This is a genomic window from Streptomyces noursei ATCC 11455 (assembly GCF_001704275.1).
GTDB classification, from domain to species: Bacteria; Actinomycetota; Actinomycetes; order Streptomycetales; family Streptomycetaceae; genus Streptomyces; species Streptomyces noursei.
Genome location: NZ_CP011533.1, coordinates 7533732 through 7546598, shown reverse-complemented (window position 1 = coordinate 7546598; position 12867 = coordinate 7533732). Strand labels below are relative to the sequence as shown.

At 71.6% G+C, this 12867-nt stretch carries 12 protein-coding genes; 3 read left to right on the top strand and 9 right to left on the bottom strand.

Going from position 1 to position 12867, the window contains the following annotated elements; translation table 11 throughout:
* Positions 1 to 197 precede the first annotated feature (197 nt).
* Positions 198 to 1481 (bottom strand): DUF6986 family protein, encoded by a 1284-nt coding sequence (locus SNOUR_RS32110; protein ID WP_067354008.1) that lies wholly within the window; start codon positions 1479 to 1481, stop codon positions 198 to 200.
* A gap of 206 nt (positions 1482 to 1687) precedes the next feature.
* On the opposite strand from SNOUR_RS32110, the gene SNOUR_RS32105 reads away from it, so the two are divergent.
* A complete protein-coding gene (locus SNOUR_RS32105) occupies positions 1688 to 2206 on the top strand; it encodes a DinB family protein (RefSeq protein WP_067354005.1) in 519 nt (172 codons plus the stop codon).
* Between the two features lie 104 nt (positions 2207 to 2310).
* Here the strand turns inward: SNOUR_RS32105 and SNOUR_RS32100 are convergent, their stop codons facing one another.
* The 4 genes from SNOUR_RS32100 to SNOUR_RS32085 all read right to left on the bottom strand — a co-directional run bounded on the left by SNOUR_RS32100 (position 2311) and on the right by SNOUR_RS32085 (position 5492).
* Positions 2311 to 3273 carry an electron transfer flavoprotein subunit alpha/FixB family protein gene (locus tag SNOUR_RS32100; protein WP_067354003.1) on the bottom strand — a complete coding sequence of 321 codons (963 nt, stop codon included), beginning with the start codon at positions 3271 to 3273 and terminating at the stop codon, positions 2311 to 2313.
* 147 nt (positions 3274 to 3420) lie between these two features.
* A complete protein-coding gene (locus SNOUR_RS32095; RefSeq protein ID WP_079142988.1) occupies positions 3421 to 4209 on the bottom strand; it encodes an electron transfer flavoprotein subunit beta/FixA family protein in 789 nt (262 codons plus the stop codon).
* A 212-nt stretch (positions 4210 to 4421) separates the two neighbouring features.
* Positions 4422 to 4928, bottom strand: coding sequence for a flavin reductase family protein (locus SNOUR_RS32090; protein WP_067353998.1), 507 nt, complete (start codon positions 4926 to 4928; stop codon positions 4422 to 4424).
* Between the two features lie 231 nt (positions 4929 to 5159).
* Positions 5160 to 5492 carry a TlpA family protein disulfide reductase gene (locus tag SNOUR_RS32085; protein ID WP_067353995.1) on the bottom strand — a complete coding sequence of 111 codons (333 nt, stop codon included), beginning with the start codon at positions 5490 to 5492 and terminating at the stop codon, positions 5160 to 5162.
* A 495-nt stretch (positions 5493 to 5987) separates the two neighbouring features.
* On the opposite strand from SNOUR_RS32085, the gene SNOUR_RS32080 reads away from it, so the two are divergent.
* Positions 5988 to 6701: a lysophospholipid acyltransferase family protein gene (locus tag SNOUR_RS32080; RefSeq protein WP_067353993.1), complete on the top strand. Its 714-nt coding sequence runs from the start codon at positions 5988 to 5990 to the stop codon at positions 6699 to 6701.
* Positions 6702 to 6790: 89 nt separating this feature from the next.
* Here the strand turns inward: SNOUR_RS32080 and SNOUR_RS32075 are convergent, their stop codons facing one another.
* The 4 genes from SNOUR_RS32075 to SNOUR_RS32060 form a co-directional block, all read right to left on the bottom strand.
* The gene (locus SNOUR_RS32075; protein ID WP_067353984.1) at positions 6791 to 7495 is read right to left on the bottom strand and encodes a B3/B4 domain-containing protein; all 705 of its coding nucleotides are present in this window, start codon (positions 7493 to 7495) and stop codon (positions 6791 to 6793) included.
* Between the two features lie 497 nt (positions 7496 to 7992).
* Positions 7993 to 9063 carry a threonine aldolase family protein gene (locus SNOUR_RS32070; protein WP_376738597.1) on the bottom strand — a complete coding sequence of 357 codons (1071 nt, stop codon included), beginning with the start codon at positions 9061 to 9063 and terminating at the stop codon, positions 7993 to 7995.
* Positions 9060 to 9821 carry an SDR family NAD(P)-dependent oxidoreductase gene (locus SNOUR_RS32065; protein WP_067358961.1) on the bottom strand — a complete coding sequence of 254 codons (762 nt, stop codon included), beginning with the start codon at positions 9819 to 9821 and terminating at the stop codon, positions 9060 to 9062. The genes SNOUR_RS32070 and SNOUR_RS32065 overlap by 4 nt, the downstream gene beginning before the upstream one ends.
* Positions 9822 to 9916: 95 nt before the next feature.
* Entirely contained in the window at positions 9917 to 11314 is a 1398-nt protein-coding gene (locus SNOUR_RS32060) for a DUF6421 family protein (RefSeq protein WP_067353980.1), read from the bottom strand.
* Positions 11315 to 12152: 838 nt separating this feature from the next.
* On the opposite strand from SNOUR_RS32060, the gene SNOUR_RS32055 reads away from it, so the two are divergent.
* The gene (locus SNOUR_RS32055) at positions 12153 to 12836 is read left to right on the top strand and encodes a glycerophosphodiester phosphodiesterase (RefSeq protein ID WP_067358960.1); all 684 of its coding nucleotides are present in this window, start codon (positions 12153 to 12155) and stop codon (positions 12834 to 12836) included.
* The last annotated feature ends 31 nt before the right edge of the window (positions 12837 to 12867 follow it).

Sequence of the window (12867 nt, the reverse complement as noted above, 5' to 3'; positions counted from 1 at the left end):
AAAGCCGTACTCCCCGAGTAGGACGGGCCACCTCTCCACCGGGTAGTCCAGCGCCTGACCACGGCGGGGTCCTCGTCCGGTCCGCGGGGAATATAGGACGCCTGGCATCCGTAGCACGTTGGAGCGATACAGCAAGCCTCCGGAGTGACGACGTCTCCGTCCCGCGCTCCCGAGGGCGCGGGACGGAGACGAGGGGCTCAGACCGACATCACCCCCCGCCCCGCCAGCCCGTCGAGCTCGGTGCGGGTGAGGCCGGTGAGGCGGGCGACCTCGGCGGGGTCGACGGCGCCGCAGTCGAGGCCGCGGAGGAGGTAGGCGCTGAGGGCCTTGGCGGTGGCGGGCTCGTCCATGACGTCGCCGCCGACCTTGGCGACGTAGGCGGCGAGCCGGGCGGCGGCTTTCTCCAGGCCCTCGCGGTAGAAGGCGTAGACGGCGGCGTAGCGGGTCGGGAGGTGGCCCGGGTGCATGTCCCAGCCCTGGTAGTAGGCGCGGGCCAGGGCGCGGCGGGTGAGGCCGTGGTGCAGCTTCCAGGCTTCGTGGACCTGGGCGGTGGGGCCGACCGGCAGGACGTTGGTGGAGCCGTCGGAGAGGCGGACGCCGGTGCCGGCGGCGGCGACCTGCATGACGGCCTTGGCGTGGTCGGCGGCGGGGTGGTCGCTGGCCTGGTAGGCGGCGCTGACGCCGCAGGAGGCGCTGTAGTCGAAGGTGCCGTAGTGGAGGGAGGTGGCGCGGCCCTCGGCGGCCTCGATCATGCGGGCGACGGTGGCGCGGCCGTCGGCGCCGAGGATGGCCTGGGTGGTCTCGATCTGGATCTCGAAGCCGATCCGGCCGGGCGTGAGGCCGCGGGCCTTCTCGAACGCCTCCAGCAGTCGGACCATGGCGGTGACCTGCTCGGCGTAGGTCACCTTGGGGAGGGTGAGGACCAGGCCGTCGGGCAGGCCGCCGGCCTCCATCAGGCCGGTGAGGAAGATGTCCAGGGTGCGGATGCCGCGGTCGCGGACGGCGGCCTCCATGCACTTCATGCGGATGCCCATGTAGGGGGCGGCGGTGCCGTCCCGGTACGCGGCGGCGACCAGCGCGGCGGCGCGGGCGGCGGTCTCGTCCTCCTCGGCGTCGGACCGCAGGCCGTAGCCGTCCTCGAAGTCGATGCGCAGGTCCTCGACGGGCTCGCGCTCCAGCTTGGCGCGGACCCGTTCGTAGACCGGGCCGGCGAGCTCGTCGGAGAGGCCGAGGACGCCCGCGAGGGCGGCGGCGTCGGGGGCGTGCTCGTCGAGCATCGCGAGCGCCTGGTCGCCCCAGGAGCGGAGGGTGCCGGCGGTGAAGGCGTCGCCGGGGACGTAGACCGTGTGGATCGGCTGGCGGGTGCCGGGGTCGCCCGGGTAGCGCCGGGCCAGGTCGGCGTCCACCTCGGCGAGGGCGGCTCCGATGCCCTCGCGTACGGTGTCCGCGAGGCTCGTCGCCACGGTCTCCTGCTGCCCCATTTCGGTACCCTCCCGGTGCTTGTGCCCGCTGTCGCCATCGACCCGAGCGTTTCCGTCTAACGGAATCAACAATCCGTATAGCGAAGCTAGTGCTGTCGGTTGGCGAGGTCAACACCCTTCCCGGCCGTGGCGACGCAGGTCACCGGCCTGCACCAGCCCGCCAACCCCCTGGCGCGACCCGCCCGCCGCGCCCCAGAATCCCCCTCATGACATGGACCGCACCCCGGATCGAACGCCGGGACATACCCGCCGCCGCGAGCGAGCGCGCGATGCTGCAGGGCTGGCTCGATTTCCACCGTGACACCCTGCTCGCCAAGTGCGCGGGCCTCACCGGCGAACAGCTCGCCCGGCCCGCCACCCCGCCGTCCCCGCTCACCCTGCTCGGCCTGGTGCGTCATCTGAGCTACGTCGAACGCGTCTGGTTCCGGCAACGGTTCGCCGGCGAGCAGATCGACGGCCTCTACTACACCGAAGCGGACCCGGACGCCGACTTCAACGACCTCGACCCGGCCCGGGCCGAAGCGGAACACGCGGCCTTCCGCGCCGAGATCGCGGCCTGCGACGCGGTCGCCGCCGGCCGCGACCTGGACGACACCTTCACCGTCCGCGGGGGCCGCACCCTCAACCTGCGCTGGGTCTACGTCCACATGATCGAGGAGTACGCGCGGCACAACGGGCACGCGGATCTGCTGCGCGAGGCGCTGGACGGCGAGACCGGGGACTGACCTGGCGGCCGGCGGGACGCCGCACGGCCGAAGGCCCCGTACGTCCGGTGCGTACGGGGCCTTCGGCCATGCGGTGCCGGTGGGCCTCGGCGGGCCCGGCCGGGTCAGCCCTTGCGGGACTTGACCTCGTCGGTGAGCGCCGGGACGACGTCGAAGAGGTCGCCGACCACGCCGTAGTCGACCAGGTCGAAGATCGGCGCCTCGGCGTCCTTGTTGATGGCGACGATGGTCTTCGAGGTCTGCATACCGGCGCGGTGCTGGATCGCGCCGGAGATGCCCGCCGCGATGTACAGCTGCGGCGAGACCGACTTGCCGGTCTGGCCGACCTGGTTGGTGTGCGGGTACCAGCCGGCGTCCACCGCGGCACGCGAGGCGCCGACGGCCGCGCCGAGCGAGTCGGCGAGCGCCTCGATGACCGGGAAGTTCTCGGCGCCGTTGACGCCGCGACCACCGGAGACCACGATCGCGGCCTCGGTCAGCTCCGGGCGGCCGGTCGACTCGCGCGGGGTGCGCGAGACGATCTTGGTGCCCTTGGAGGCGTCGGCGACGGTCACCGCGAGCTGCTCGACCGCACCGGCGGCCGGGGCGGCCTCCGGGGCGGCGGAGTTGGGCTTGACGGTGATGACCGGGGTGCCCTTGGTGATCCGCGACTTGGTGGTGTACGAGGCCGCGAAGACCGACTGGGTGGCCACCGGGCCCTCGTCGCCGGCCTCGACGTCCACGGCGTCGGTGATGATGCCGGAGCCGATGCGGACGGCCAGGCGGGCGCCGATCTCCTTGCCCTCGGCGGAGGACGGCAGCAGGACGGCGGCCGGCGAGACCGCGTCGTAGGCGGCCTGGAGCGCGTCGACCTTGGGGGCGACGAGGTAGTCGGCGAACTCCGGGGCGTCGGCGGCCAGGACCTTCACCGCGCCGTGCTCGGCGAGCACGGGGGCGGCGGTGTCCACGCCGGCACCGAGGTGCACGGCCACCGGCTCGCCGATGCGGCGGGCGAGGGTGAGCAGTTCGAGGGTGGGCTTGCGGACGGCGCCGTCCACGTGGTCGACGTAGACAAGGACTTCAGCCATGGGAATTGCTCCTGCAGGAAGAGTGCGGGCGAAGGGAGGACGGATGGTTCCGACGGACCGTCAATTACGGGCGGGGAGGCGGGAGATGACGCCCGATCCCGACCGCGGAAGCGGTGCCGGTCCGGGGCCGGGCCCCGGACCCGCGGCCTAGATGAACTTCTGGCCCGCGAGGAACTCGGCGAGCTGCTTGGCGCCCTCGCCCTCGTCCGTGACGATCGTGCCCTTGGTACGGGCCGGGCGCTCGTCGGCCGACTCGACCTTGGTCCAGGCACCCTCCAGGCCGACCTCGTCCGCCTCGATGTCCAGGTCGTCCAGGTCGAGGGTCTCCAGCGGCTTCTTCTTCGCCGCCATGATGCCCTTGAAGGAGGGGTAACGCGCCTCGCCCGACTGGTCGGTGACGGAGACGACGGCCGGCAGCGCGGCCTCCAGCTGCTCGCTGGCGGTGTCGCCGTCCCGGCGGCCGGTGACCTTGCCGTCGGCGACGGCGACCTGGGAGAGCTGGGTCGCCTGCGGCACGCCGAGCCGCTCGGCGAGCAGCGCGGGCAGCACACCCATGGTGCCGTCGGTGGAGGCCATACCGCAGACCACGACGTCGTAGCCGGTCTTCTCGATGGCCTTGGCGAGCACGAGCGAGGTGCCGAGCGCGTCGGTGCCGTGCAGGTCGTCGTCCTCGACGTGGACGGCCTTGTCGGCACCCATCGACAGCGCCTTGCGCAGCGCGTCGGTGGCGTCCTCGGGGCCGACGGTCAGGACCGTGATCTCGGCCTCGCCGTCGTTGGCTTCCTTGATCTGCAGGGCCTGCTCGACGGCGTACTCGTCGAGCTCCGAGAGGAGACCGTCCACGTCGTCCCGGTCGACGGTCAGGTCCTCGGCGAAGTGCCGGTCGCCGGTGGCGTCGGGCACGTACTTCACACAGACAACGATCCTCAAGCTCACGCCGGCTCTCCTACCTGCTTCGTCTCTTCAGAACTGCCTTGTGCTGGCAGCATAGGCGCCTCACGGGGCGGCTCCCGGTCGGATACGGATCCCCGCGCCGACCGTCATATTACTCGCCAGTACATACACTCTGTTGCCCCGAATCAAGGCCGTCGAAATGTGACCTTCCCAACGGCCCTGATCGGGCGACGAAGCAGGTCCGGAGGAACCCGTCAGTCGCGCAACGCGTTGAAGCGGCCTTGGTGGTAGAGGAGCGGCCGCCCCGGCCCCGCGGGGTCGCCGACGACCGGCTGGGCGAGCACGATCCGGTGGTCGCCGGCCGGGATCCGGGCCACGACCCTGCACACCAACCAGGCCAACACGCCGTCCAACAGGGGCACGCCCTCGGGACCGGTGCGCCAGGAGGTGGCCGGGCCGAACCGGTCGGCGCCGCTGCGGGCGAACGTGGCGGCCAGCTCCTGCTGGTGCTCGCCGAGGATGTGGACGCCTATGTGCTCGGCCTCGGAGACGGTCGGCCAACTGGAGGCGCCGGTGCCTATGCCGAAGGAGAGCAGCGGGGGCTCGGCGGCCACGGAGGTGAGGGAGGTGGCGGTGAAGCCGACGGGTCCGGAGCCGGCCGCCGTGATCACCGCGACGCCCGCGGCGTGCTGACGGAAGACGGAACGCAGAAGTTCGGGGGAGGCGGTGCGGGGCGTGCCGACATCGGGCGAGGCCGTCATGGAGTTGTCCTTCTGCTGTGGGCTACGAGCCCGGGCGGGGCCGCCGGCGGCCGAACGGCGGGCGGCGGCAGGGGTGTCGTCGCTGCTCACGCGCCGGGACAGCGCGCGCTGGCGGTCCGCAGAAGGTCGACGTGCGCGCGTCCGTACAGAAGGAGGGGAATTCCTGGCCGCATCACGTCAGGCTGACGAGGCGCGCCCCGCAGCGTCAAGTGCCGCCGGGCATCTGGGAGATCAATCACTGACCGCCGCCCCCAACGCCGCGATGACGTCGGCCTTCCGCGGTTGGCCCGAGGCGCGGCGGACGATCGCACCGTGCCGGTCGAGCACCAGGACCGTCGGCGTGCGCAGGACGCCCAGGCGCCGCACCAGGTCCAGCCGGTCCTCCGCGTCGATCTCCACATGGGCCACGCCGTCGACCATCCCGGCGACCTCGGCGAGGATGCGCCGGGTGGCCCGGCAGGGCTGGCAGAAGGCGCTGGAGAACTGGACGAGGGTCGCCCGCTCCCCCAGTTCCGCACCGATCCCCGCGGCATCCAGCCGCGCCTCGTCGTCCCGCTTGCGCACCTTCGTCCTTCCGTCGTCCCTCCGTCGCCGCGACGGAGGGAGGCCGAGGGCGCCGGCCCGCCGCCACGAACACCGCGACGCGCACGAGGCGCCCTGCCGTCCCCGTCATCCCAGGGTGCAGCGTTCACCCGACCACAAAGATTCCCGGGACCACCCACCGGACGTCGGCGGGCGGGGTTCCGCCCCCGCGGAACGGCGGACCGACCCGACGGCGAGCGGGGCCGGCAGGGCGGACACCCCGCACACACGGGCACGGAGAAGGGCCGGTGGTCGGGCCGCTGCCCGAGGTGCCGGGTGTACCGTCCCCTGCGCCGGGCAACCGGCCGAGACCTGCGGTTTTCCCCGCCCACGTGACGAGAATCTCCCGCTCCGGGCGGCTCGGGCGCTGGCCGCAGGGGCGGACATCGGGCACGATCTCCGGAGCCGCAGAGTTACGACTGCGTAGGTTTCCGCCGGGAGAACCCTCCCCAGGCACAGAGAAGGGGTCCCCCGGACATGGCCGAGTTCGTCTACCCGCCCGTCATCGGCGCCGCCCGCACGCTCTTCAAGACGATGGACCTGAAGTTCGACATCGCCGGCACCGAGCACATCCCGCAGCGCGGCGGGGCGGTACTGGTGAGCAATCACATCGGCTATCTGGACTTCGTCTTCTGCGGGCTGGCGGCGCGCCCGGCCAAGCGCCTGGTGCGCTTCATGGCGAAGGAATCGGTCTTCCGCCACAAGGTCTCCGGGCCGCTGATGCGGGCCATGAAGCACATCCCGGTGGACCGGACGCAGGGCATGCACGCCTACAAGCACGCACTCTCCGCGCTGCGTTCCGGGGAGATCATCGGGGTCTTCCCGGAGGCGACGATCTCCGAGTCGTTCACCCTGAAGAACTTCAAGTCGGGCGCGGCACGGCTGGCCCAGGAGGCCGGCGTCCCGCTGCTCCCGATGGCGCTGTGGGGCACCCAGCGGCTGTGGACCAAGGGCCACAAGCGCCAGTTGGGCCGCCAGCACTTCCCGATAACGATCCGGGTGGGCGAGCCGGTCGAGGCCGACCCGGCCGAGCAGGCCGAGAAGATCACTGACCGGCTGCGGGCCCGCGTCCAGGACCTGCTGGAGGCCGCCCAGCGCGCCTACCCCGTACGCCCCCGGGACGCCGAGGACACCTGGTGGATCCCGGCCCACCTCGGCGGCACGGCCCCGGCCCCCGGCGGCGGCGCATAGGGCCTGTCCGACGGGTCATGGCCGGGTCCGTGGCGTCTGGCACGGCCTTGCCGACCCTGACCCATCGGACAGGCCCTAGTCTCCCGGGCTCAGGATTCCTGCGCCCAGACCTCTCCCACCTCGACGCGGGCACCCGGGCACGCCTTCTCCAGCGCCTCGGCGAGCTCGGTGCCCGCGGTCCGCAGCTCGTCCCACGTCATCGGCGCCATCCGCTCCAGCAGGAAGAGCGCGTTGACCGACCCCTCGGTGAGCCGGGTGCGCACACCCTGCCGCCAGTTCCAGCGCCGACAGGTCACGCCCTCGTCGTCGCACCAGACCACCTCGCCCGCCTCGGGGTGCTCCACCGCCTCCGCCCCGCCGGCGGCGGTGGCGAACGGCTCGTCGCCGGCGGCCCGGACGAGCCGCATCTCCCCCTGGATCCGGTCCAGGTCCTCACCACCGACCGGGATCAGGTGCGCGACGCTGATCGCGTTGTAGACGTCGACCAGCCGGTTGATCCGCGGCAGCCCGCCGTCGGCCAGGGCACGCTTGGCGAGCGCCTCGGCGGAATTGCGCGTACGGGAGGGCTTGCAGCCGAACGCGGTGTAAGCGGCGCGCCAGGCGGCGATGTGCGGATCGTCCTGCGGCGCCCGGCCGTCGAGCCGCGCGACGAGCCGCCGGGCGGCCTCGTCCAGCAGCGCCGAACTGAACTCGTCGCTGGGTCCGTTGGTCAGGCCGTGCGCCTCCACGGCGAGATAGCCGAAACCGGGCGCGAGGGCACGCACCTCGTCGGCGACGTGCAGGGTGCGGATCATGGGCCGTACCTCGGAGCTCTCGGGAACATCTGCCAAAGTCGAGGCCGGGCGACGGCCTCCTCCGGCATTGGAGCATGCCGACGGGCGGTTCAGCAAACGGTACCTCTCGGTCCAGCGCATTGGACTGGCTTCCCACGTTGTCGGGTGTCCCGCCGTGGGGGTTCGCCTTGTGCGCCTGCGGTTCCGCTGCGCGGGGCTGGGCCGTTGTCTGTTGCGTTGTCCGCTGCGCGGGGCTGTCGGGTGCGGTGACGGGCCTGCGGGGGCGGTGTGCAGGACTGCTGCGCTTTACGTCCTGCACACCACCCCCTCCGGCCCGCCCCCTCCCGTTGAGGGTCATGAAGACGGTGGATGAGGGCTGAGGTCAGTGGTCCCCTGACGGCCGTCAGTACTCCGCCAACGCACCCGCAGGGACCCACCCAGGCGCACCCCTACGGTCTGGAATCCACCCACCAACGGGAGGGGACGGGGCTGTGGGGTGAGGGGTGAGGGAAAAGCCCTTATCGGCCCATTTCCTCGCGGATCGCCGAAAGGAACGCGTCCACGTCGGACTCCGACGTGTCGAAGGCGCACATCCAGCGGACCACCCCGTCCTGCTCGTCCCAGAAGTAGAAGCGGAAGCGCTTCTGGAGGCGTTCGCTGACCTCGTGCGGGAGGCGGGCGAAGACGCCGTTGGACTGGACGGGGTAGAGGATCTCGATGCCGGGGATCTCGCGGACGCCGGCGGCCAGGCGCTGGGCCATGGTGTTGGCGTGGCGGGCGTTGCGGAGCCAGAGGTCCTTGGCCAGCAGCGCCTCCAGTTGGACGGAGACGAAGCGCATCTTGGACGCCAGCTGCATGGAGAGCTTGCGCAGGTGCTTCATGGCGCGGACCGCGTCCGGGTTGAGGACCACGACGGCCTCGCCGAAGACCGCGCCGTTCTTGGTGCCGCCGAAGGAGAGGATGTCGACGCCCACGGCGTTGGTGAAGGCGCGCATGGGGACGTCGAGGGTGGCGGCGGCGTTGGCTATCCGGGAGCCGTCGAGGTGGACGAGCATGTTGCGCTCGTGGGCGTGGTCGCAGATGGCGCGGACCTCGTCCGGGGTGTAGACGGTGCCGAGTTCGGTGCTCTGGGCGATCGAGACGACCTGCGGCATGGCGCGGTGCTCGTCGTCCCAGCCCCACGCCTGGCGGTCGATCAGCTCGGGGGTGAGCTTGCCGTCCGGAGTGGGGACGGTGAGCAGCTTGAGGCCGCCGATCCGCTCCGGGGCACCGCACTCGTCGACGTTGATGTGCGCGGTGTCGGCGGCGATCACCGCGCCCCAGCGGTCGGTGACGGCCTGGAGCGCGACGACGTTGGCGCCGGTGCCGTTGAACACCGGGAACACCTGGGCGCGCTGTCCGAAGTGGCTGCGGAAGACGCGCTGGAGGTGCTCGGTGTAGTCGTCCTCGCCGTAGGCGACCTGGTGGCCGCCGTTGGCGAGGGCGAGCGCGGCGAGCACCTCGGGGTGCGCACCGGCGTAGTTGTCGCTGGCGAAGCCGCGGATCTGCGGGTCGTGGTGCTGCCGGGCGTCGGTCTTCGCCCGGTTCACGGCTTGGGGGTCAGCCACAGACGCTGTCCATTCACTTCCTGGGCGGGCCGGTCCCAGACACCGGCGATGGCCTCGGCCAGCTCCGTGACGTCGGTGAAGCCCGCGAACTTGGCGTTCGGTCGCTCGGCGCGCATCTGGTCGTTGACGAGCGCCTTCACGATCAGGATGGCAGCCGCGGCGCGCGGTCCGCCCTCGCCCCCCGCCTTGCGGAAGCCGTCGGCCATGGCGAGGGTCCACGCCTCGGCGGCCGCCTTGGCCGCGGCGTAGGCGGCGTTGCCCGCGGTGGGCTTGCTGGCGCCGGCCGCGCTGATCAGCACGTAGCGGCCGTTGCCGCTGCGTTCGAGCGCCTCGCTGAAGGCGAGGGAGGTGTGCTGGACGGTGCGGATCAGCAGCTTGTGCAGGGTGTCCCAGTCCGCCAGGTCGGTCTCGGTGAACGTCGAGCAGCCGCGCCAGCCGCCGACGAGGTGGACCACGCCGTCCACCCGGCCGAATTCCTTCTCCGTACGGGCCGCCCATTCGCGGGTCTGGTCGAGGTCGAGGAGGTCGACGGTCTCGCCGATGACCGTGGCGCCGCCGTGGGCGTAGCGGGCCGCGTCGACGGCCTCGGCCAGCCGCTCGGGGTTGGCGTCCGAGCCGACCACCACCGCGCCGGCCTCGGCCAGCCGCAGCAGGGTGGCGCGGCCCGCCGGGCCGGCCGCTCCGGCCACCGCGATGACCGCACCCTCCAGCGATCCCTTGCCGCCCGTCGAAGTGCCCATCTCCGTCGCCTCCTCGTCCTGCCCCTGGACGGCCGCCCGCCGGGTGTTCCGATCCCTGTGCCGCATGATCTGATCCTGCTCGGTCCGCGCGCCCGTCACACCGCCGCCGGCGCTTCGCTGTGGGCGGTGATGCCCTTGGTCGAGGCGATCACGGAGCGCAGCTTCTTGGCGAGCGCCTCGTAGAACATGCTCAGCGGGAACTCGTCGGGAAGCACGTCGTCCACGAGTTTGCGCGGCGGCTGGTCCAGGTTGAGGGCGTCCGGACCCTTGGCCCAGACCGAGCCCGGGTGCGGGGCGAGGTAGGTCGAGACGAGGTCGTAGGCGGCGAACCAGTGGACCAGCTTGGGCCGGTCGATGCCGTCGCGGTAGAGCTGCTCGATCTCACCGCAGAGCTGGTTGGTGACCTTGGGCGCCCGCTCCCAGTCGATGTGCAGCGTGTTGTCCGTCCAGCGTACGACGTCGTGCTTGTGGAGGTAGGCGAAGAGCAGCTGGCCGCCGAGGCCGTCATAATTGCGCACCCGGTCGCCGGTGACCGGGAAGCGGAACATCCGGTCGAAGATCACCGCGAACTGCACGTCCCGGGCCTGCGGGTAGCCCTCGGCCTCCAGCTTCACGGCCTCCTTGAAGGCGGTGAGGTCGCAGCGCAGCTCCTCCAGGCCGTACATCCAGAACGGCTGGCGCTGCTTGATCATGAACGGGTCGAACGGCAGGTCGCCGTGGCTGTGGGTGCGGTCGTGGATCATGTCCCAGAGGACGAACGCCTGCTGGCAGCGCTGCTGGTCGTCGAGCATGGCCGCGATGTCCGCGGGGAGTTCGACGCCGAGGATCTCCACGGCGGCCTCGCTGACCCGGCGGAAGCGGGCGGCCTCGCGGTCGCAGAAGATGCCGCCCCAGCTGAACCGCTCGGGGGCCTGGCGGACCGCGATGGTCTCGGGGAAGAGGACGGCGGAGTTGGTGTCGTAGCCGGCGGTGAAGTCCTCGAAGGTGATCCCGCAGAACAGGGGGTTGTCATAGCGGGTGCGCTCCAGGTCGGCGAGCCAGTCCGGCCAGACCATGCGCAGCACGACGGCCTCGAAGTTGCGGTTCGGGTTGCCGTTCTGGGTGTACATGGGGAAGACGACGAGGTGCTGGAGGCCGTCGGCGCGCTGCTGGGCGGGCTGGAAGGCGAGCAGCGAGTCGAGAAAGTCGGGGACCCCGAAGCCCTCGTCGGCCCAGCGGCGCAGGTCGTCGACGAGCGCCTGGTGGTAGGCGGCGTTGTGCGGGAGCAGCGGGGCGAGCTCGCGGATGGCCGCTATGGCGCAGTCGACCTCGTGGCGCACGGCCGCGGCGCTGGGTGCGCCGTCCGCGGCGAGGTCGATCGCACCGTCCTTGGACTGCCACGGGCGGATGTTCTCGATGGCGTCCTTCAGCACGGGCCAGGCGGGGTGCGCAACCACGGACTCATCGGACAGGGTGCCGCCCCGGACACCCACAGGCGAAAGAATTTCCGTCATGACTGCCCTCCGGCGGTAGATCGTCCTGTGGAGACACCGTAACCAGGCAAGGATCGCCCATTCAAGTGGGGTCGGTGAAAAATATTCTGCGGACACCCCATGGTCACGACTGTTTTTCCTGTGGGGTACGGGTTCGACCTCACTTCCTGCCCCTCTTGGCGATGGATTCCGCGTTTTCTCCGGCACGGACAGGGGTAGAAGTGGGGATCATGGAGCGTCCGGACGGGTGGCGGGCACCGGGCCGGACCGGGCACCGGTGAAGTACGGAATGAGCCCCTATGCCCCGTTTCGCTCGATACCCCCGGGCAGGCACCTCGTCCGGTACGGCGAAGCGCATGACGAGGACGCCCGCGACCAGGGCCCGGTCGCCGGACGAGTGCCTGTCGTCACGTGTCGCCGGATCAATGCCTGTCGTCACGTCAACTTGCCTTGGCGGGAGGGTTGTTCGCCCTGTCTGGCGCGGCCGATGATGCGCGGTGTCGCGGCCGGAAACTGCGTGGCACCTCCCGCTTGCGGTGCGGCCGACTCGCTCTTCCCGTCGGCGATATGACCTGTCGTCAGACGCAGGACGGGGCGGGTGGAGCGGCGCCTCGTCCGGGCCCGGGAGGAACGTACCGAGGCGGTGCCGGCGGATCTGGCGCGGATGGCGCGGCCCGGACGGCCGGCGGGGCGTAGACGGCGCCGCACGGGGGCACTCGTACGGGCTAGAGGGCACTTGTCCCTACGTCGCTGCCGCTCGTCAGCGGATTAGGCTGTGCGCCATTTCGGGCGGCAGTGCGCCGGCGGCGACATGTGCACGGAGCCGACCGCAACCGAGCCGACACAAAGCGAGGCAGCCTTGTCCTTTCTCACCATCGGGCACCGCGGAATGATGGGTGTGGAGCCTGAGAACACCCTGCGCTCCTTCGTACGCGCCGAACGCGAGGGCGTCGACGTCATCGAGCTGGACCTGCACCTCAGCAAGGACGGTGCACTGGTGGTGATGCACGATCCGGACGTCGACCGGACCACCGACGGCACCGGTGCGATCGCCGAGCACACCCTCGCCGAGCTGCGGGAGCTGGACGCCGGGCGGGGCGAGCGGATCCCGGTGTTCGAGCAGGTGGTGGACACGGTGCGGCTGCCGCTCCAGGCGGAGATCAAGGACGTGGCGGCGGCGCAGGCGCTGGCCGAGGTGGTGCGGTCGCGCGATCTGACCGACCGGGTGGAGATCATCTCGTTCCACGACGAGGCACTGGCAGCGATCCGCACGCTGCTGCCGGGCGTGCGCACCGGGCTGGTCGCCGAGCGGTACGGCGCCGATGTCGTGGACCGCGCCAAGGCGGTGGGTGCGGAGGTGGTGTCGCTGGACATCCGGCGGCTCACCCTCGAACTGGTCGAGCGGGCGCACGCCGCGCAGTTGAAGGTGCTGGGCTGGACGGTGAACACCCATGACCAGCTGCGGCTGGCGCGCGGGCTGGGGCTGGACGGCGTGGTGACCGACCAGCCGGAGATCCGGCGGGCGGTGCGCTTCACGGCGTAGCCGGCGCGGTACGCGGGCCGGCGGCCGGACG